General features: G+C 35.0%; 19 protein-coding genes. 13 read left to right on the top strand and 6 right to left on the bottom strand.

The window, feature by feature from the left end; translation table 11 throughout:
* Position 1: 1 nt before the first annotated feature.
* From DZ858_RS06140 to murI, 7 genes are all read left to right on the top strand, one after another.
* Positions 2 to 889, top strand: coding sequence for an NAD kinase (locus DZ858_RS06140; RefSeq protein WP_117158694.1), 888 nt, complete (start codon positions 2 to 4; stop codon positions 887 to 889).
* A gap of 100 nt (positions 890 to 989) precedes the next feature.
* The gene (gene porG, locus DZ858_RS06135) at positions 990 to 1,682 is read left to right on the top strand and encodes a type IX secretion system protein PorG (RefSeq protein ID WP_117158693.1); all 693 of its coding nucleotides are present in this window, start codon (positions 990 to 992) and stop codon (positions 1,680 to 1,682) included.
* Positions 1,683 to 1,686: 4 nt separating this feature from the next.
* Entirely contained in the window at positions 1,687 to 2,427 is a 741-nt protein-coding gene (locus DZ858_RS06130; RefSeq protein ID WP_117159538.1) for an isoprenyl transferase, read from the top strand.
* 10 nt (positions 2,428 to 2,437) lie between these two features.
* Positions 2,438 to 5,005 (top strand): outer membrane protein assembly factor BamA, encoded by a 2,568-nt coding sequence (gene bamA / locus DZ858_RS06125; RefSeq protein ID WP_239990727.1) that lies wholly within the window; start codon positions 2,438 to 2,440, stop codon positions 5,003 to 5,005.
* A gap of 38 nt (positions 5,006 to 5,043) precedes the next feature.
* On the top strand, positions 5,044 to 5,886 hold the full coding sequence (locus DZ858_RS06120; RefSeq protein ID WP_117159539.1) for an OmpH family outer membrane protein: 843 nt from the start codon (positions 5,044 to 5,046) through the stop codon (positions 5,884 to 5,886).
* A 42-nt stretch (positions 5,887 to 5,928) separates the two neighbouring features.
* Entirely contained in the window at positions 5,929 to 6,438 is a 510-nt protein-coding gene (locus DZ858_RS06115; protein ID WP_117158691.1) for an OmpH family outer membrane protein, read from the top strand.
* A gap of 73 nt (positions 6,439 to 6,511) precedes the next feature.
* Positions 6,512 to 7,303, top strand: a complete 792-nt coding sequence (murI, locus tag DZ858_RS06110) for a glutamate racemase (protein WP_117158690.1) — start codon at positions 6,512 to 6,514, stop codon at positions 7,301 to 7,303.
* Here the strand turns inward: murI and DZ858_RS06105 are convergent.
* The gene (locus DZ858_RS06105; RefSeq protein ID WP_117158689.1) at positions 7,300 to 8,301 is read right to left on the bottom strand and encodes a PorP/SprF family type IX secretion system membrane protein; all 1,002 of its coding nucleotides are present in this window, start codon (positions 8,299 to 8,301) and stop codon (positions 7,300 to 7,302) included. The two genes, murI and DZ858_RS06105, sit on opposite strands and share 4 nt — an antisense overlap.
* A 9-nt stretch (positions 8,302 to 8,310) precedes the next feature.
* On the bottom strand, positions 8,311 to 10,581 hold the full coding sequence (locus DZ858_RS06100; RefSeq protein ID WP_117158688.1) for a T9SS type B sorting domain-containing protein: 2,271 nt from the start codon (positions 10,579 to 10,581) through the stop codon (positions 8,311 to 8,313).
* Between the two features lie 111 nt (positions 10,582 to 10,692).
* Between DZ858_RS06100 and DZ858_RS06095 the strand changes: the two genes are divergently transcribed.
* The 6 genes from DZ858_RS06095 (at position 10,693) to DZ858_RS06070 (ending at position 16,697) form a co-directional block, all read left to right on the top strand.
* Complete coding sequence (locus DZ858_RS06095) at positions 10,693 to 11,604, top strand: NifU family protein (RefSeq protein ID WP_117158687.1); 912 nt, start codon at positions 10,693 to 10,695, stop codon at positions 11,602 to 11,604.
* A gap of 118 nt (positions 11,605 to 11,722) precedes the next feature.
* Positions 11,723 to 11,923, top strand: a complete 201-nt coding sequence (locus tag DZ858_RS06090; protein ID WP_117158686.1) for a dodecin family protein — start codon at positions 11,723 to 11,725, stop codon at positions 11,921 to 11,923.
* A 91-nt stretch (positions 11,924 to 12,014) separates the two neighbouring features.
* Complete coding sequence (locus DZ858_RS06085; protein ID WP_239990726.1) at positions 12,015 to 14,051, top strand: thioredoxin domain-containing protein; 2,037 nt, start codon at positions 12,015 to 12,017, stop codon at positions 14,049 to 14,051.
* A 5-nt stretch (positions 14,052 to 14,056) separates the two neighbouring features.
* Positions 14,057 to 14,920, top strand: coding sequence for a mechanosensitive ion channel family protein (locus DZ858_RS06080; RefSeq protein ID WP_117158685.1), 864 nt, complete (start codon positions 14,057 to 14,059; stop codon positions 14,918 to 14,920).
* Between the two features lie 19 nt (positions 14,921 to 14,939).
* Positions 14,940 to 15,641 (top strand): hypothetical protein, encoded by a 702-nt coding sequence (locus tag DZ858_RS06075; RefSeq protein ID WP_117158684.1) that lies wholly within the window; start codon positions 14,940 to 14,942, stop codon positions 15,639 to 15,641.
* Between the two features lie 336 nt (positions 15,642 to 15,977).
* Positions 15,978 to 16,697, top strand: a complete 720-nt coding sequence (locus tag DZ858_RS06070) for a hypothetical protein (protein ID WP_117158683.1) — start codon at positions 15,978 to 15,980, stop codon at positions 16,695 to 16,697.
* A 91-nt stretch (positions 16,698 to 16,788) separates the two neighbouring features.
* Here DZ858_RS06070 and tsaB read toward each other — a convergent pair whose 3' ends face one another.
* The 4 genes from tsaB to DZ858_RS06050 all read right to left on the bottom strand — a co-directional run bounded on the left by tsaB (position 16,789) and on the right by DZ858_RS06050 (position 21,311).
* A complete protein-coding gene (tsaB, locus tag DZ858_RS06065; RefSeq protein WP_117158682.1) occupies positions 16,789 to 17,457 on the bottom strand; it encodes a tRNA (adenosine(37)-N6)-threonylcarbamoyltransferase complex dimerization subunit type 1 TsaB in 669 nt (222 codons plus the stop codon).
* Between the two features lie 3 nt (positions 17,458 to 17,460).
* On the bottom strand, positions 17,461 to 18,735 hold the full coding sequence (locus DZ858_RS06060; protein WP_117158681.1) for an efflux RND transporter periplasmic adaptor subunit: 1,275 nt from the start codon (positions 18,733 to 18,735) through the stop codon (positions 17,461 to 17,463).
* Between the two features lie 2 nt (positions 18,736 to 18,737).
* Positions 18,738 to 20,072 carry a TolC family protein gene (locus DZ858_RS06055; RefSeq protein WP_117159536.1) on the bottom strand — a complete coding sequence of 445 codons (1,335 nt, stop codon included), beginning with the start codon at positions 20,070 to 20,072 and terminating at the stop codon, positions 18,738 to 18,740.
* Between the two features lie 84 nt (positions 20,073 to 20,156).
* Positions 20,157 to 21,311, bottom strand: coding sequence for an efflux RND transporter periplasmic adaptor subunit (locus tag DZ858_RS06050; protein ID WP_117158680.1), 1,155 nt, complete (start codon positions 21,309 to 21,311; stop codon positions 20,157 to 20,159).
* Between the last annotated feature and the right edge of the window lie 37 nt (positions 21,312 to 21,348).

The following is a 21,348-nucleotide window of genomic DNA, read 5'->3' as shown; positions in this document are numbered from 1 at the left end:
GATGAAAATAGGCATCTACGGTCAATTCTATCATAAAAATTCTGAAACCTATATTCAGTTAATTCTCGATGTGCTGAAAAATAAAAATGTATCTGTTTTTATTGAAGAAAACTTCTTAGACATCATTAACCTGAATAATGAAATTACGAGGAACTTCTCCAACTTTGAAACCTTTACAGAGTTAGATGAATCATACGACCTTTTTTTTAGTATTGGGGGTGATGGAACCATTTTAAAATCGGTCACGTTTGTGAAAGATCTAGATATTCCCATTGTAGGTATAAATACAGGGCGATTAGGTTTTCTAGCAACAATTCAAAAAGAAGAAATAACTCAAAGTTTATCTCAAATACTCGATGGAGATTATTTAATTTCTGAACGAAGCCTACTCACCATTGCTACCTCTCCAAAAAATACAGAAATAAAACCCACTTTAAATTTTGCCCTAAACGAAATTGCTGTAAACCGTAAAAACACAACTTCCATGATTAAAGTGGAAACCGATGTAAACGGCAAACACCTTACATCGTATTGGTCTGATGGATTAATAGTGGCTACACCAACAGGCTCTACAGGATACTCTCTAAGTTGTGGCGGCCCAGTGATTGAACCAAGTGCAAAAAACATTATCATCACCCCAATTGCTCCACACAACCTCAATGCACGTCCGTTGGTTTTGCCAGATGACAGTAAGCTTACTCTAAAGGTTTCAGGAAGAGAAAAATCGTATTTAGTGTCTTTGGACTCACGAATCGCTACGCTAGAAAATAACACTACTATTCACATTAGTAAAGCTTCCTTTACCATTAAACTAGTACAATTAGCTGAAGACAGTTTTATTAAAACCCTTCGAAAAAAACTGTTATGGGGTGAAGACAAACGTAACTAAAACAATAAAAAGCCGTAAACTTTGTTAACTGTCCAAGAGTAATTCGCTAATTATCCAATAAAGCGAAGTTTATTATTATATTTGCAAACTTTTAAGGTATATGAGGTATATCGCGACCATAATTTTAGTGGTAACAGCCACATTTTCACTACATTCACAAACCTATGAAATAGGCGGTATGATTGGCGGCGCCAATTATATAGGTGATGTAGGACGCACTAACTACATAGCTCCCAACAGCTTTGCTTTCGGCGGTATTTTTAAGTGGAATCGAAGCGCTAGGCACTCTTTTAGAGCCTCTGTATTAGTCGCCAACATTAAGGGCGATGATGCAGACTCCAACCAAGACCGGAGACAAGAACGAGGCTTGTCATTTTCAAATACTGTAAGTGAAGTTTCAGTAGGAATGGAATATACTTTTTGGGAATTTAGCATGTACAGTGGCAAACCGGCAAGCACTCCCTATTTATATACTGGGCTCACCTATTTTTGGTATGATGCTCTTTATAAAAGAAGCGATGATGTAATTACCAGTTATGATGGCGCATCAACTGTAGCGATACCGATGGTGGTAGGTTATAAAACCAGTTTAGCTAATAAATTTGTATTGGGTTTTGAAATTGGCGCCCGTTATACTTTCACCGATGATTTAGATGGCAGCAACCCTGTCAAAAACCTTGAAGATAATCAGAGTGTGAAATTCGGTAATATAAATAGTGATGATTGGTATGTTTTTACAGGCATTACACTTACTGTAACTTTTGGCCGCAAACCATGTTATTGTAACTTTTAACCCAATGAGCACAAAACAACAAATAGATAAAGATAAATTACCCAAACACTTGGCTGTTATCATGGACGGTAATGGCAGGTGGGCCAAACAAAAAGGTTTGTTTCGCTCCATAGGTCACGAAAATGGAACCAAAGCTGTTCGCGAAATTGTTGAAGCCTGTGCAGAATTAAATATACCCTATTTAACTTTATATGCTTTCTCTACTGAAAACTGGAACCGACCCAAACTGGAAGTAGAATTATTGATGAAACTATTAGTTTCTTCTTTAAAAAAAGAAATCAAAACCCTCCAAGACAACAACATTAAGCTCAATGCCATTGGTAATCTGGAAGCTCTTCCTAAAAAGGCACAACGTGAATTAAACGACGTGATTGATATAACCAAGAAAAACTCCAGAATGACCTTGACACTAGCTCTTAGCTATGGTTCTAGGGAAGAAATTATAAAAACCATCAAAGAGATTAGTCATAAAGTTAAAAATAACCTAATTTCGCCGGAAAATATTGACGAAACGGTTATAAATAATCATCTTTACACGCAAAATTTGCCAGATGTTGATTTATTAATACGTACCAGCGGTGAACAACGTATTAGTAACTTTTTATTATGGCAAATAGCCTATGCCGAATTGTATTTTACAGATACACTTTGGCCAGATTATAGAAAAAACCATCTTTTTGAAGCAATATTAAATTATCAAAACAGAGAAAGAAGATTTGGAAAGACAAGTGAACAACTTAAATAAAAGCTTATTATTGAAATCCTACAAAAAACTATATTGTATTTTTCTTTTTACAGTAGTGACGGTTTTTTCCCTCTCTGCGCAGCAAAGAGACTTGGACAGTGGTAAAAAATACACCATAAACGATATTAAAGTTACAGGAGCACAAAGCTTTAACGAGCAAACCGTAATAGCCTTTACAGGTCTTAAAGTAGGAGATCGTATTTACATTCCTGGCGAAAAGCTAAGTGCTGTAACCAAAAAACTTTGGGAGCAGAACCTATTTAGTGATATTGCTTTCTACGTTACTAATATTGACGGAGACAAAGCAGATTTGGAGCTTTACATAGTTGAACTCCCCAAGCTAAATGAAGTTACCATAGAAGGTATTCGCAAAGGGAAGAAAAAAGATATCCTTAAGGAAAACAAGTTGGATGCTGGCACTAAAATCACCAAAAACCTCCTTACAACCACCAAAAATAAAATAAGGAACAAATATAAAGAAGATGGGTACCTTAATGCCCAAGTAATCATCACCCAAACCCCTCAAATTGACTCTACTGGGCAGGAAATTGCCAAAAACATGACCATTAAAATCGATAAAGGCGAACGTGTAAAAGTTTCCGATATCGACTTTGAAGGCAATGAGCAATTCTCAGATGCGAAACTGCGCAGGGCCATGAAAGAAACTAAACAAAAATTCTTTCTAAGAGTGTTCAAACGTTCAAAATATACAAAAGAAGGGTTTGAAAAAGATAAAGTTTCTATTATAGATAAATACAAAGCAAATGGATACCGGGATGCCCGAATTATTAGCGACACTTTAATCACTAAGGATGAAAAAAATGTAGCGCTAAAGCTAAATGTAGAAGAAGGTGATAAATATTACTTCGGAAATATTCGTTTTATCGGTAATAGTGTTTACACAGATGGTCAATTGCGACAGGTATTAGGTATCGGAAAAGGCGAAACCTACAATGGAGTTTTGCTCCAAGAACGCATCGCTGATGTTGAGGATCCTGAGGCACAAGACCTCACCAACCTATATCAAAATAATGGATACTTATTCTCAAAAATAAATCCGGTTGAAGTAGCCGTACGCAACGACACTATCGATTTTGAAATTAGGATTCGTGAAGGGAAACTCGCTTATTTTGATCATGTGACTGTAGTAGGGAACGATAAAACTAATGACCATGTAATTTACCGTGAACTTAGAACCCGCCCCGGGCAAAAGTACAGTAAACGAAACGTGGTACGTACCATTCGTGAATTAGGGCAAATAGGTTATTTTGATGCCGAACAATTATCGCCAAACTTCAAAAATGTAGATCCTAACAGCGGTACGGTTGACTTAGAATATTCAGTAGTTGAAAAAGGAGCCAGCCAAATAGAATTGCAAGGAGGTTACGGAGGTGGTGGCTTTGTGGGTACATTAGGACTATCGTTTAACAATTTTTCACTTCGTAACATATTCAATAAAGAAGCATATAAGCCATTACCTATGGGTGATGGTCAAAAACTTTCGTTACGAGCACAAGCGAGTAGCTTTTACCAAACCTACAGCCTTTCTCTAACTGAGCCTTGGCTAGGAGGTAAAAAGCCGGTGCAGTTAACCACTTCTTTTTCCCATACATTACAATTTTTGTACGATTTTAGGAGTAGGGATGTAAACAAGGATCGCCGTTTTTTAATAACCGGTGGGTCCATAGGAATTGCACAGCGATTAAAATGGCCAGATGACTTTTTCCAGTTATCTCAAGCTATCAGCTTTCAGCATTACAACTTACAAAACTATAACACATCATTATTTACATTTGGTGACGGGTATTCTAACAACTTGGCTTATACTATCGGGCTTAGCCGAAACAATACCGCCACAAACCCTATTTACCCCATTAAAGGTTCAGAATTTAGCATAACGGCAAAATTAACACCTCCTTATTCTCTTTTTAATGGAGTTGATTATGGCGCATTAGCCAATGAAAGATCCGATTTATCTGAAGTGCCTTCAACAAGCTCAAGCTTTAGAGCATCTCAAAACAGAATTGCCGATATTGACCAAGAGCGTTTTAAATTTCTTGAATATTATAAGTTAAAGTTTAAAGGAGATTGGTATACAAACCTCATCGATAAATTAGTGTTGAAAAGCAGTACTGAATTTGGTTTCTTAGGAGCTTATAACCAAGAAAGAGGAATTCCTCCTTTTGAGCGATATTTCGTGGGAGGTGATGGTTTAGGATCATTTAGTTTAGATGGCCGTGAAGTAATACAATTACGTGGGTACCCCAACCAATCGTTATCTGATCAAGACGGAAATACCATATTTAATAAATTTTCGTTAGAGTTACGGTATCCGGTAACATTAAAGCAAGTTGCTTCTATCTTTGTATTAGGTTTTGCTGAAGGCGGAAATGCTTTTAATGGCTTTAGAGACTATAACCCATTTGAGCTTAAGCGATCTGCTGGAGTAGGATTACGTATATTTATGCCGGCATTTGGATTATTAGGGATTGATTTTGGGTATGGGTTTGACCCTATACTTGGTGGTAATCAGCCCAACGGATGGGAAACGCACTTTATTCTTGGACAACAATTTTAATTTTGGCACGATATTTTCTTAAACAACAACCAAAGATTATGAAAACGAACAAGCTACTTTTTTTATCATTTATTTTATTAAGTTTTGGGTTTGCTGCCCAAGCTCAACGTGGAGCCCGGATTGGGTACATAGACATGGAATATATTCTTGAGAATGTTCCTGAATATAAAGAAGCCTCAACACAATTAGAAGGAAAAGTACAACGATGGAAAAAAGACATCGAGAAAAAAAGTAAAGAGGTAGAACAAATGAAACTTAATTTAAGCAATGAACGTGTTCTGCTAACAAACGAACTTATTGAAGAGCGAGAAGAAGAAATAAAAATATTGGAAGACGAAATGCTGGATTATCAGCAAGATCGCTTTGGGCCTAATGGTGATTTAATGATACAAAGACGCCAATTAGTACAACCCATCCAAGATCAGGTTTTTAATATCGTACAAGAAATCGCCGAAAATAAAAAGTACGATTTTATCTTTGACAAATCTGCAGATGTAGTCATGCTTTTCGCAGCAGAGCGAAACGACATAAGCGATGTTGTTTTAAGAAGTATAAACCGTGCAGCTAAAAGAGAAGAAGCTCAGACTAAACGTGAGGAGAAAGAAATAGAACGTAAAGAAGAGCTAAGTGCAGAAGAAGAAGGTGCCGTTACTGAACGAGAGCAAGAAATTGAAGATAAGAAAAACGAACGCGAAAAGATGATGGAAGAGCGTAGAAAACAACGTGACTCTATCCGCGATGCTAGAAAAGCTGAAATTGAAGCCAGAAGACAACGCATTTTAGAAGAACGGCAACAAAGAATAGATTCTATTCAAAAAGTAAGAGAAGAGAGAATAAAAGAACGCAATCAGGATAATAATACTGGTGACGAAGAAAATTAAAAAATTACAAATCAATAAATCATAACACTTAAATTTAATACAATGAAACATTTAAAATCAGTAATGGTAGCTTTAGCTATTTTTGTAGGAGCTACAAGTTTTGTTAATGCACAAACTAAAGTTGCACACATAGACACGCAAGCTTTAGTTGAAGCAATGCCCGAAATGAAAGCGGCACAAAGCGAGCTTGATAAAATACAGAAAACGTACGATACCGAGATTAAGGCAATGGCGAAAGAACTTCAGACAAAAATGACTCAGTACGACCAAGAAGCTGCTACTAAAACAGATGAGGAGAACGAAAAACGTTTTCAAGAAGTTCAAGGTATGCAATCAAACATACAGTCATACAGACAACAAGCCATGCAAGATCTTCAGAAAAAACAAGAGGATATCTTAAAGCCAGTATTAGAGAAAGCACGTGCTGCAATTCAAAAAGTAGGCCGTGCTCAAGGATTTCAATACGTAATGGATTCTACAACGGGTAGTGGTATACTATTAGCCGACGGTAAAGACCTTATGATAGATGTTAAAAAAGAATTAGGAATTTAAGTAATACTAATTACTCCTAAAAAAAATTATAAAACTGCCTACATATATGTAGGCAGTTTTTATTTTTACATATATGAACAAAAACAGTCCCATTGGTATTTTCGATTCTGGCGTTGGCGGTTCTTCTATATGGCAAGAAATTCATCACTTAATGCCTAATGAAAACACTATTTATTTAGCGGACAGTAAAAATGCCCCCTACGGAAACAAAACACAGGACGAAATAGTTTCATTAAGTATAAAAAATACAGAAGCCCTAATAAATATGGGCTGTAAAATAATTGTGGTAGCCTGCAATACAGCAACCACAAATGCTATTGACATATTACGATCTACATATGATATTCCTATTATTGGCATTGAGCCGGCCATCAAACCCGCTGCGCTACAAACAAAACATAAAAGCATCGGTATTTTAGCGACTAAAGGAACGTTGAGTAGTGCCTTATTTCATAAAACGGCAAAAGAGTTCACCAAGGAAATTTCAGTGGTGGAAATTATTGGCGAAGGGTTGGTTCCATTAATTGAAAATGCAGAACTGAAAACCAATGAAATGAAAACGCTATTAAATAAATACACAGCTCCTATGATTACTGCCAACATTGATTACTTGGTTTTAGGTTGCTCTCATTACCCTTACCTTATTCCTCAGCTAAATAAAATATTGCCCTCTCACGTAACCATAATAGATTCTGGACAAGCTGTCGCTAAACAAACGCGTAATATATTACAGCAAAAAGATTTACTTACCGATACAAATAAAAGACCTTCACTCCAGTTTTTCACCAATACTAAAGTTACCACGCTTAACAGTCTTCTTGAAAGTTATTCTGAAAAAATAATGGTTGAAGAAATGGATTTTTAATTAACTGCAGGACAATTACAATCATACACTTTGGTTTTTTTTCCTTGAAAATCATACCCAAGTGTTATTTGGTGAAACCCTCCTGAATCAAAGTTAATATTCCCAAATTGATGTGAATAGGTATAAGCAATTAAAAAGCGTTTATAATTAGCACCTAAAATAGGGGTAATATTTTGTAGCACTTGACTTTCTACAGACTGCCCATCTAGGTATTCTGCACCATCAAAACTTCGTCGGTATGAAATCCCTCCCCAAAGTTTTCCAAAATTCATTTCTCGATAAGCTTTAAAGTTTGCATCTATTGCTTTCTCTCCTGTTCGTTCTTTTAACTGAAATAAAATAGAAGGTTCATAATTCCAAACATCGGCATTGTTTCCAAAAACATAGGAGCCTCCTAATAGGTAATTTCGCTGATTGGAAGGTTCAAATGCTTCGGTATATAAATCTCTGTTTTGGAAAAGAAGATTCTTAACCGCAAAATGCCCTGAAAAATTTAAAAAGTTATAAGAGACCCCAAAGTCTATATTAAAATAAGAACTACTTTGAACAATCCCTGATATAACCGGATCAAAATCTGAAATATCAAATTCGGTTTCATCTAAACTTGATTGAACAAAACCAGCACTTAAACCAAAGGATAACTGATTTAAGTCTATTTCGGATCTTGAAAATAGCAGGTGATGCGCATAGGTTAGATATGCACCTTTTTGTGAATGATATCCATTTTTGTCATTAAAAACAATCGCACCAAGTCCCGACTGTTCTCCTATTCTGGCATTAAAACTTAACGTTTGTAAATTAGGCACCTCTTCTTCCCCAAACCACTGCTGCCTGGCCGTCAACCTTAGTTTATTGGATGAAGCGGCTCCCGCCATAGAAGGATATACTAAATAATAGTTATCTGAAAAATAATCTGAGTAAATAGGGATTCCTTCTTGTGCATAGGTATAATTTAAAGCCACAAAAAATGCCAAAAAGCAAGTAAGTTTATAATTCATAGAAAGCTATTATCTTTTTAAAGTAAAATGACCTCTAAACTGCTTAGAGGCACCTTTTTCTGTATATTCCACAAGAAACCAATAATCTGATGAGGGCAGTGGCTTATTATTAAATGTTCCATCCCAACCTTCGCCATTAGTTTTTAATTGTTTGAGTAATTTTCCAAATCTATCAAAAATATAAACATTAGCTTGAGGTGAAATAACATCTAGATTTTTAATTTTCCATCTATCGTGGTACCCATCTGCATTAGGTGTAAAATATTTGGGATAATCCACAACTGCAATATTATCAAGTATAATTGTACCACAACCATTTTTATCTCGTACTACAACAAGATGTAATCCTGGTTTAACATTCAGAAAAAGTCCATTATCTTGAGGAGGCTTATTATCTAAAGCATAGATATAATCTCCGTACCCATCTAGGGTCACTTCAATATTATGTGTTTCAGAAAAAGCATCGGTAGTAACAATACTTTGAGGATTTATAGGAGGTGAAGATTTAAAAACTGTTGTTTTTTCTGAATTACTGCACCCACTCTCTATATTACTCACCGTTACCGTGTATTCACCTTCTTCAATTGCTATGAGACTCGCTTCAGTTTCGCCAATAAGTTCTTCCCCATTTAAAAACCATTCAAAATTATACAGCAAGGGATTAATACCTGTATCTATTAGCGGAGGTGACAACTGTCCGCTTTCTTCAGGAATAGGGCTTTCACTTTCATCAACGCACAACCTGTAAGTACTATTAATAGTTATTATTGGTAATAACTTAGCTTTTAACAGTACTTCATTAATAATAAAACAAGAAGTTCCATTCCTGGTTATTCTTGCATAAATACGTTCTGGGTTTTGAGCATTTATGAAGATATCGGCTAATGGGTTTTGATTGTTTATTGCGTTTTCTTCAGAAATAAAATAATCTACCGTATAATCTGCCGGGTCTTCATTTTCTAACAGTAAGCTTATTAATGTTTCAGATCTTAAATTAAAGTTGAAAATACCATCATTATTTTCAAAAGTATCACACACTTCGAAAGTCACAAGGCTTGGAGGGTCTGGAAACTGAAACTGAACAAGTGACTCATTATTGGTTTCATTATTTTCTTCTATAATACCCGTTCCATCTCCAATATCATCTACAACTGCTTTCAAGGTAAAGTCTCTAGGTATGTTTGCTGGTATAACCAAATTTACAGTACCAGTTTCAAATTCATTACTAGATAAGAATGTTCTGGTTTTTTCCTGTCCTATCAATGTATTATTAGCATAAAAAGCAATGGGTGTGTTTGCAGAAAGCAGCCCGATGGTTCCTTTGTTAAAAACAGTATAATCTACATTAATACTACTTGTACCACATGCAAAAACATCATCAATTTCAATAGTTGCATCGAGATCCACTTCACTATTATACGCTGCCACGATATTATTTACAATAACAAAATCCTGACCAGAAGTAAGTGATATTTCTGCAGATTCGTCTCCTGCAGAGATAAATGCATTCATTTCAAAAAGATCAATATCCATATTGAATAATTGATCGTTTCCTGTATAGGTGTTTGTTCCATTAAAAACATTATCGGCTGGATTTAAAGGGGGAGCGCTAACAATATTATCGTTTACCCTTAAGCTCTCAGTAATATTAATCGACTTGTCTCCTTCCCAAGTTAAAAAGCCAATGTTAGCATCTTGAGAGTCTGTAATAGATAGAAAGTTTAATGTAATATCTAACGAGGAATTATCATCTACAAATTGAAATCCATCGAATATAGATACTTGTCTTTTTGTAGCTAAGCCTGAATCTTCATATACGACAATTACTGACCACCCGCCAAAATTAAGTCCGCCGGCACAATAGCTACTAACATCTAAGTCTATATTCGACAAAGTGTAAGAGCCCGAAGTGTTATTTTCGATAATAGAAGTTACTTCAGCAAAAGCTGAAAAGAAAGGCAGCCCACTGTTATTTACATTAAAAGTTCTTTGTGCACTTACATCAATATCATTAAATTTCACCTCAAGATCGCTAGGCCCAGAACCAGCCCAATATAAATATGCCGCTCTCAAGTTTTGCCCTTGCTGTAAACTAAAGTTAGCAGTGGACGAAGTTAAAATATCACAAGGTGCCCCTACTCCATTTTCGGTCTTATTTAAAGTGTTCCCAAAGGCAGAGAAATCGAAGGATCCATTAAATTGTTGGTATAATTTAATTTGTTGTTGAGAAAAAAGAGTAAAAGGAACTATTAATAATAGAATAAAGTAATATTTCTTCATAAACACTAACTCAAATAATTTAAATACAATAGAAATTGTATTTATTAGGTAAATCGCCAAATATATTAAATGTATTGATTTACTTTCCTTAATTTTGCAAAAAAAGATTGTATGTCTAATTACACTATTTCCATAGAAACTACAAATAACGAAAGCATAGTAAAGTTTGTAGCCAATTCATTTTTAACACGCTCCAATAGTTACGAGTTTAAAAATATTGATGAAGCGAAACCCAGTCCTATTGCACAGCAATTATTCTATCTTCCTTTTGTGAAGACCGTTTATATTTCACAAAATTTTATTGCGATTGAGAAGTATGACATAGTAACTTGGGAAGATGTCCAAGATGAAGTTTCTGAATCCATTGTAGAATATTTAAACAGCGGAAAAGAAGTTATCACCGAAGCCGCTGAGACACAAAAGAAAGTACCAGTTACCGTATATGCCGAAAGTACGCCAAACCCTTCAGCTATGAAGTTTGTCGCCAATAAACCATTGGTGGATGGCACTTTTGAGTTTAAAAACATTGATGAGGCATTGCATGCTCCGTTGGCAAAAGCCTTGTTTGCATTTCCATTTGTAAAAGAAGTTTTTATTAGCGCTAATTATCTGTCTGTATTAAAATATGATATGGCTGAATGGCAAGAAATTTCTATGGAAATCCGTGAATTCATTAGAAAATATATTGAAGAAGGCAAACCTGTGCTTACGGATGAAATACTTCAGAAAAAAGAAAAAGAAGAAACAACTTCACAACAATCTATTTCAAATAAGGATCTAAAAGATATTGACAAAGAAATCATTTCTATTCTAGATGAGTATGTAAAACCTGCTGTAGCTAGTGATGGTGGTAATATTGCATTCGATTCTTTTAATGAGCATACCAAAACCCTTCGCGTAATCTTACAAGGAGCTTGCAGTGGATGCCCTTCCTCTACCGTTACCTTAAAAAATGGTATTGAAACGATGCTAAAAGATATGATGAACGGTCGGGTACAAACTGTTGAAGCTATAAACGGATAAGTTTTTCCTAAACATAAACTACCATTGCCACTATTATAACAAGGTTTTAACGATTATTTGAGAGTGTAAGCAACTGTAAATACGTATCTTGAGTAATCTAATTTAAAAACCAAAAGTTATGGCAGTATTAAAAGTTATAGAAGTGTTGGCAAACTCCGATAAAAGTTGGGAAGATGCAACCAGAAAAGCGGTAAAACACGCCAGTAAAACAGTAAAAAACATCAAATCAGTTTACGTTAACGAACAAAGTTGTACAGTAAATGGAGATGATGTAGCTCAATTTCGTGTGAATGTAAAAATTACTTTTGAAGTAAGTTAACACACTTCTTATTAAAAAACTGAATACGCTTTTGACACAATCAAAGGCGTATTTTATTTTTCTGAAACAACTAATCCCAACCCATATAAACTTGGAAAAACAAAAAAACCAATTACAAACAGAAACCAGTCCTTACCTGCTGCAACACGCAGGTAACCCGGTGAATTGGATGGCTTGGAATAAAGAAACGCTTACAACTGCAAAGACCGAAAACAAATTGATGATTGTTAGTATTGGGTATGCAGCTTGCCATTGGTGCCATGTAATGGAGCACGAAAGTTTCGAAAACCAAGAAGTGGCCAATGTAATGAACCAAGATTACATTTCGGTTAAAGTAGACAGGGAAGAACGCCCCGATATTGACCAGATTTATATAAACGCCGTACAATTAATGACAGGTGGTGCCGGATGGCCTTTAAATGTGGTTACCCTACCCGACGGACGACCAGTCTGGGGCGGCACTTATTTTAAAAAAGAACAATGGATTGAGGCATTGCAGCAAATACAACAAGTATATAAGGATACTCCTGAAAAATTGGAGGAGTATGCTAAAAAGTTGGAAGATGGTATAAAAAGCATGGACCTCATTGAGTTGAACACCGAAGAAACTGATTTTTCAAGTTTTGACACTACAAGCTTAATTGAAAAATGGAGCCGAAATTTCGATCACCGTTTTGGAGGGTACAAACAGGCACCTAAATTTATGATGCCCAACAACTATCAGTTTTTATTGCGCTATGGGGCTCAAAACAATAATAAAACGTTGCTAGAATATGTAGAAAAAACATTAACTCAAATGGCGTATGGCGGAATTTACGATGCTATTGGAGGTGGATTTTCGCGGTATAGTGTAGACCAAAAATGGCATGTACCACATTTTGAGAAAATGCTCTATGATAACGCCCAATTGGTTAGTTTATATAGCAAAGCATATGCACAATCTAAAAATCCATTATATAAAGAAGTTGTTGAAGAAACATTGCAATTTGTTTCAGAAACCTTAACAAATAACGAAGGTGCTTTTTATTCATCCTTAGATGCTGATAGTGAAACTGCCTCTGGACAATTAAAAGAAGGAGCTTATTATATCTATTCTAAAAAAGAGTTACAGCAACTTATAAAAGAAGATTTTGAGATTTTCAAAGAATATTATAATGTAAACGACTTTGGAATATGGGAGGAGGGAAATTATGTGTTGATTCGTGATAAAAGCGATGCCAGAATCGCTGAAACATTTTCAATTTCAGTAGAAACATTACAGAAAAAAAAGAAAGACTGGAAACAAATATTGCTCACCTATCGAAACAAACGGCCAAAACCACGTCTAGATGATAAAACACTGACTTCTTGGAACGGACTGATGTTAAAAGGCTACGTGGATGCGTATAAAGCTTTTCAGAACAAAGAATATTTGGAGGCCGCTTTACAAAATGCCCATTTTATCAAAGAAAAGCAATTACAGGATGATGGTGCCTTATTTCACAATTATAAAAACGGAAAAAGCACGATTAATGGTTATTTAGAAGATTATGCCGCAGTAATTGAAGCATTTATTGCTTTGTATCAAGCCACTTTGGATGAAAGCTGGCTGCATAGCTCAAAAAAAATGGCAGATTATGCTTTTCAATATTTCTACGATGACGAGAAGCACATGTTTTACTTCACTTCATCGAAAGATGATAAATTAATGACACGCATGTTTGAATATCGGGACAATGTAATTCCTGCTTCAAATTCCATTATGGCTAAAAACCTGTTTAAATTATCGCGATATTACAATGACGAGCAATATAAAGCAACCGCAAAACAAATGCTCACCAATGTGCTGAAAGAGTTATCCTCATATCCAATAGGTTTTTCCAATTGGTTGAATTTACTCACCAATTATAAATCAAAGTTTTACGAAACAGTCATTATGGGCGACAACGCACCAGAAAAAACAAAAGAAATAAATAAAAAGTACTTGCCTAATACGTTACTTGCCGGAAGTACTAAAGCATCAGACCTGTTTTTATTACAAAACAGGTTTGTTAAAGATGAAACATTGATTTACGTTTGCATTGACAATACATGCAAACTGCCTGTTTCAGAAATAAAAAAAGCTATTAAAACAATTAAAAAAAATTAAATTAAATGGACAAATTAAACAATTGGCAAACTTATGCCGAAGAATATGGACAAAAACTGATTGATTTTCTACCTACACTAATCGGGGCCATCGTGATGTTGGTCGTTGGTTTATGGGTGATAAAAATCATTAATAAGTTTGTACGTAAGTTCTTTGATAAAAAAGAGTACGATGTAACACTTGAAAATTTTATAGCGAGCCTGATAGGTTGGGGTTTAAAAATCCTACTATTTGTATTGGTCATCACTCAATTAGGTGTTGAATCTGCCTCCTTGGTTGCCGTTATTGGTGCCGCAGGTTTGGCTATTGGTCTTGCCTTACAAGGTTCACTTGCCAATTTCGCTGGAGGGGTTTTAATTTTATTGATAAAACCATTTAGAGTAGGCGATTGGATTTCGGCTCAAGGCATAGAAGGAAGCGTGAAAGAAATTTCTATTTTCAATACCCGTATTTTAACTTTTGGTAATCAAGAAGCTATAGTACCCAATGGAAAACTATCTAATGATAACATTATAAACTACTCTTCCCAAGGAATTAGGAAAGCAGCTTTAACTTTTGGCATAGGTTATGATGATAACATAAAGGAAGCCAAGGAGATATTACTTAATCTTGTTAATGAACAAGAAACTGTTATGCAGGATGAAGATAAAAAACCAATGATTGTCGTGGGTGATTTAGGTGACAGTTCAGTTAACCTTTCCCTGCGTTATTGGGCTAAGAACGAAGATTTTTGGGGTATAAAATGGCACACCCTTGAAGAAGGAAAAGCACGCTTAGAAGCAGCTGGAATAAGCATTCCGTTTCCACAACGCGATGTACATCATTATAACCTAAATCCTGTACAAATAGCAAAAAAGGATAATAATTAATAATAACTAAATACATATTATGAAAATATATATATTACCATTAGTATTTTTAATTGGTACGATTGGGGTCTCAGCTCAAGAGGCAGGTTTGTACCAACTTCAAAATAAAAAAATTGACTCAGAACAACGTTATGCCTCCTTTAATATATCTAAAGAAGAGTTTGAAAGTATGGAAGGCTCTCCTTATGCAAATGAAACTTTTATAGAAGGAAACATATATCAAGGAAAAAAGTTAGCAAATAAAAACGTTCTATTACGTTATAATGCTTTTGCCGACGAGATAGAAATAAAAAAAAATAAACAGACTGACACATATAATGCACTCATTAAAGATCCTGACGTGTATGTAAAAATATTCCAAGATATTTATGAATTTGTTCCTTATAATGGCTCTAATGAAAAAGGGGGCTATTTTAATGTTGTGACCGAAGGAGATCAATTTGATCTTTACAAAAAAGTGAAAGTTACCTATAAAGAACCCACATATGCCAAAACATCCTATCAAACAGATAAGCCAGCTAAATGGGTTGATACTGTAACCTATTTTTTAGTAGGGAAAGACGGTTCTTTTTACGAACTTCCCACTAGAAGGTCAAAAGTACTAGACGTCATGAGCAAAAAGAAGAAAGAAGTTAAAAGATATATTAAAGAGCAAAATATAGATCTTGATGAAGAGCAAGATTTATCAAAACTTGTTACTTACTTCAACTCATTATTATAAGTTTAATTTCTATATAGAAAAAAGCGGCACTTTATAGGTGCCGCTTTTTTTATGTGTTTATTATAAAGAGTATAGATTATCTAGCAATAAAACCCATTAAATAATTATGCGGATTAGACAATAGTTTGGTAAACTCATGAATATAATCGTATCGTAAGAACAATAGTTTTGGGAATATAAAATGATACACCACTAAAGAAGGAAAAGTACGCTTAGAAACTGCCAGATTAAACATCTTACCCCATAACACAATATACACAAATACAATCTAAATTCCTTTAAATTAGTAAAAAAAGACAATAATTAGTATATTTATAACACTTTAAAATATAAATTATGAAAAAACACTCATTACTACTAGCTTTTTTGATTAGTTCTACAATGCTTTTTGCACAGGATCCTGTAGGTGGTCTAGAAACTAGTTTGCAGAAACTCCAATCAAAAAAAATAGATATTGAACAACGATATGCCTCTTTTGATATATCTAAAGAAGAGTTTGAAAGTATGAAAGGCTCTCCTTATGCAAATGAAAGTTTTATAAAAGGAAACATATATCAAGGAAAAGAGTTAGCTAACAAAAACGTTCTATTACGTTATAATGCTTTTGCTGACGAGATTGAAATATCAAAGAGTAAAGACTCTGAAGAATACAGCGCACTCATTAAAGATCCGGATGTTTACGTTAAAATATTTCAAGACATATATGTTTTTGTACCTTATAAGGGTTCAAAAGAAAAAGGTGGCTATTTTAACATCGTAACAGAAGGAAATCAATTTGATCTTTACAAAAAAGCAATAGTCACTTATAAAGAGCCTTATTTCGCCGAAACCTCTTACCAAAGCGATAGACCTGCAGAATGGGTAGAAACTATAACCTATTATTTAGTAGGTAAAGATGGTTCTTTTTACGAGCTTCCTACTAGAAGATCAAAAGTACTTGACGTCATGAAGAAAAAGAAAAAAGAGGTTAAAAAATACATTAAAGAGCAAAATATAAATCTTGATGAAGAACAAGACTTAGCAGAGCTAGTTACTTACTTCAACTCAATTTTATAAGTTTTAACTCCTATTTATTCTATACAAAAAGCGGTACCATAAATTGGATACCGCTTTTTTTTATAAATTTATTTTAAACGTTTTAGGTTGATTACCCAGCAATAAAATCCTTTAAATAATAAGGCTCAAAATAAGCGACATCTTCAAAGTCGTTGGTTTTAAACTTTTTTTCTGAAAGTGCAGCCATTTGTTTTGCTGAAGGAAGTTTATTTGTAATAAACGTCGTGTTTGGATGTTGACAAAGAGGTTCAAATTTTGAAACCCCATCACCTATAAAAATTGTTTTTTTCTTATCTGTATACTCCAAAAAAGAATCTTCTGTTACAATTTCAGCTTTAGTTTCTCTGATTCTTTTTTCTGAAAAAAATACTGCTGAGTATACTTCCATTCGTCGTGCATCAAGTAGCGGAATAACAAATGTATCTTCTTCTTTAACCTGAAGCGAGAGCGATTGTAAAGTAGAAATTGAAATTAAAGGTATTTCTAAGGCATAACAAAGCCCTTTAGCCGCAGAAACACCTATTCGTAGCCCCGTATAGGATCCTGGTCCTTTACTTACCGCTATGGCATCTAAATTACTCTTGGAGACATTTCCGGACGCTAGCACTTCTTCTATATATCCATGCAGTTTTTCTGCATGAGAATATCCTTTTTGCTCCCCATTAGGGTTATCTTCCTTAAAAGCAGCAACGCTTCCGTTTACCGAAAGCGCTACCGAACAATTAGTTGTTGCTGTTTCTATACACAGAATAGTAGCCATACGCTATTTTTCAGTATTTTCTTCTTTGGATACTTCAATTTTATCACCATTACCCAACGATCGAGTAACAGTGGTGTAAGGACCGGTTATTACTGTTTCACCTTCTTCAAGGCCTTTGGTTATCTCAATATTACTATCATCTTGTATTCCTGTTGAAATCACTCTAAGCCTTGCCTCGTCTCCATCTTTAACAAATACACATTCAAACCGCTGATCGGTATCGGATGTTGCTTCTTTTGCCTTAAACTTTTTAGTTGAAGAGGTGTCGCTTTTTATAACAATGGCGCTAATGGGCACACCTATTACATTGCTTTTCTTATTTGTCAAAATATCAACAGTTGCAGTCATTCCAGGTCGGAAAGGCGAATAACTTTCAGGCTTTCCTTCGGTTAAATCTGCATATGAACTTGGCAGAATTCTAACTTTTACCTTAAAATTGGTAACCTGATCTGCAGTTAAAGCTGTTTCGGGTGAATTGGCTATTTCAGTAACCACACCTTTAAACTCACGTTTTAAATAAGCATCTACCTCTACAATGGTTGAATCGTTTACAGAGACTTTTACAATATCATTTTCATTAACATCTACTTCAACCTCCATATTACTAAGGTTGGCTACACGCATAATCTCGGTACCAGCCATTTGTGCCGTACCCACAACACGTTCTCCCAATTCGGCACTTAGTTTTGAAATAGTACCGCTCATTGGGGCATATATCGAGGTACGAGATAAATTATCTCTAGATTGTTTTACACTTGCCGCAGCACTTTGAACGCTGTAATAGGCCGCTTGTTTATTAGCTTGGGCAACTTCGTAATCTGCAACCGAACGATCCCATTCAGATTTTGAAATCACTCCTTTTTCGAAAAGGGTTTTGTTTCGGTTATAAGTGGCTTCGGCATTTTTTAAATTTGCTTCAGATTGTGACAGCTGCGCTCGAACGTTTTGTAACCCTGCTTGAGATTGACTTAGGGCAGACTGAATTAAATCAGGATTAATTTTCACCAATAATTCCCCTTTTTCTACTTGCTGACCTTCTTTTACTGGAAGTTCAATTATTTCTCCAGAAACTTCAGAAGATAAACTCACTTCTACTTCTGGCTGTATTTTACCAGTAGCAGCAACGGTTTCAACGATATCGATGGGTTCAACTTTTGTAATTTCAACTTGTTTAAAATTACCTGATTTACCAAACCAGCCTGCTTTTTTTCCTACTAAAAGTAAAATAATAAGCAGCACGGCAATAGCAACAATCCAGATGATGGTTTTTTTCTTCATAGTTAGAATTTTAATTCAGTAGCTGAAACTCCAAAATACAATTCCAATACTTTTAGTTTAAAAATATAATCGTATTTGGTACGGTTCACTTCAATACTAGCATTATCATACCGAAGTTTAGATTGACTAAAATCGAAAGCATTCGTTAAGCCAACATCATATCTATCTTTTGCATAATCGTATGCCAATTCTTGAGATTCTAGTGCCACCAATGAAGCTTCATAAGCTTTAAGAGCTCCTTTAGCATCTACATACGCTTGATAGACATTTGATTCTAAATCTAATTTAGCTTGCTCCAGTTGATATCTATTACGCTCTAGGTTAATTTTACCTCTGTTTACACTGCCTCTTGTTGAAAATCCGTTTAAAATAGGTACGTTTAGCTGTAAGCCATATCCTAAACCATCGTTTTGGTACAATTGGTCGGTAAAATCACGATTTAAGAAATCATTATCTGCATACCTTGTATTATATCCGAAAAAAGCTGAAAGCGTAGGATAATAAGCCCCACGTGCTAGTTGTAAATCTTTCTCTGCTAATTCAACGTTTTTCTGAGCTATTTTAACTTCATTTCGGTTTTCTTCAGCAGCATTAATTACTTCTTGTATTGGTTTTTCAATAATCTCGTCTCCTACAATATTATACCCTTCATCAGCAATATCAAAAGTTGCGTAATCTTTAATTAAAAGTAATTGTGCCAAATTAATTAATGAAATAGTCACAATATTTTCGGTTTCGGCTATTCGTTGTTTTTCACCTGCATCTGTGGCCTGTATTTCTAAAAGATCACCTCTTGGCAACGTTCCGGCATCTACCAAATTATTAGTCCGCTCTATCTGCTGTAAGGTAACTTCATTTTGAGCTTTTGCAACTTCTAGATTGGCCTTGTTAAGTAATACCTGTAAATAGGCATTTGCCACCGCTAATGAAATATCGTCTTTCATTTTGTCTAGACGATACTGGCTTGCTAATTTAGAAAGCTTGGAACGTTGCAACTCGCGAACATTTCGTAATCCATCAAACAAAGTTAAGCTTGAAGTAATACCCGTAGTGAATGATGAAAATGTTTCATTTTCAAAAGCATTGGTTACTGGATTAATACTTGCTCCTGTATTGGTTCGGTATGAAGCATCTCCATTTAAAGTAGGAACAAAATTACCTAAAGCTTCTAGTTTTTCGGTATCAGTAACTTTAACGTCTAATTGACTTTGCTTAATTGAAATATTGTTCTCCAACGCATATTCAACACATTCTGTTAAAGTCCATTCTTTATTATCTTGAGCTTGCCCGGTAAAACCAAAAGCAAGAAGTAATACTATAACCGCTATTTTTTTCATATTTGATTGTAGTTGATGCATAAGTCTTTTGTTTCTTGAAAGTGTTACAGGTATTTTAAAAAAATATGTAAAAATCTATTCTCTTTACATAGATTGTGCTGGTTTTATTTGGTTCCAAATCTTGATTTTATCTTCTTTTGAAATCCCGCTTAGCACTTCCACTTTTATCCCGTCGCTCACGCCCAATTCGACATCTTTACGTTTAAATTCTTGTTCACCCGTTTCAACTTCAACATAAGGTTGTTGTGTTTTAGAATCGTATTGCACTAGAGCTTCATTGATAGCCATAACATCATCTGCACGTGCTAAAATAATTGATGCATTGGCGCTTAAACCAGCACGGATAAAAGTTGTTGTGTCGATTTTCTTTAAGGTTCCTTTAATTTCAAACTGAATAGCACCGTTTTCGTCTATGCCTTTTGGAGCAATATAATCCAACACAGCGTCGAATTTCTGATTTTCAATGGCTCCGACTGTAATTTCCAAAGGAAGACCTTCTTTAATTTTTCCTACTTCGCTTTCATCTACTTTTCCTTCAAAAATCATTTTATCAACGTCGGCCAAAGTAGCAATAGTAGTGCCGTCATTAAAATTGTTGGCTTCGATTACCTGATTTCCTGTTTTTACAGGAACATCAAGTATCATTCCTGAAACAGTTGCTTTAATTTCGGTATTTGCTGAAGCCCCTAAACCGCTCGTGGTACCCGTTTTTACAATATCGTAGTTTTGGCGAGCTCCCGTCAAATTTACTTCTTCTTGCTTAAAACGTTGTTGTGCTTGATTATAGGCTAATTGTGCATTGTCAAACTCATTAGCTGAAACCACACCTTTTTCAAATAATTCTTTTTGACGATTGTAAATACTTTTTTGGTTTTCAAAAGCCAATCGCGCCGTTTCTACTTGTGTACGGGCAGCATTAATATTGTTTTTTGCGCTAGTTAAAGATGAAACATTAGGAACCACCTTAACCTTTGCTATTAAATCACCACGCTCCACAGTATTTCCCGCTTCAACAAAAATTTGATCTATAATACCTGAAATATTTGGTTTGATCAATACTTCTTCTTTAGGCACAATACTTCCCGTTGCTACGGTCTTTTTTATAATACTATCAGTTGTAGGTGATTGCGTTTCATATACAATAGGGTCTTCTGCATTTTTTTGCCATAACCAAAACATAGCTACGGAAAATAGCAGTACAATACCAACGAGAATTACAATAGTTCCTGTTTTTTTCATCTTGAATGCCGGTGCAAACCGGTATTTTTAAAGGTTA

The sequence above is a fragment of the Marixanthomonas ophiurae genome (assembly GCF_003413745.1).
In the GTDB taxonomy this organism is placed as follows: Bacteria; Bacteroidota; Bacteroidia; order Flavobacteriales; family Flavobacteriaceae; genus Marixanthomonas; species Marixanthomonas ophiurae.
This window is presented reverse-complemented; position numbering and strand designations above follow the sequence as displayed.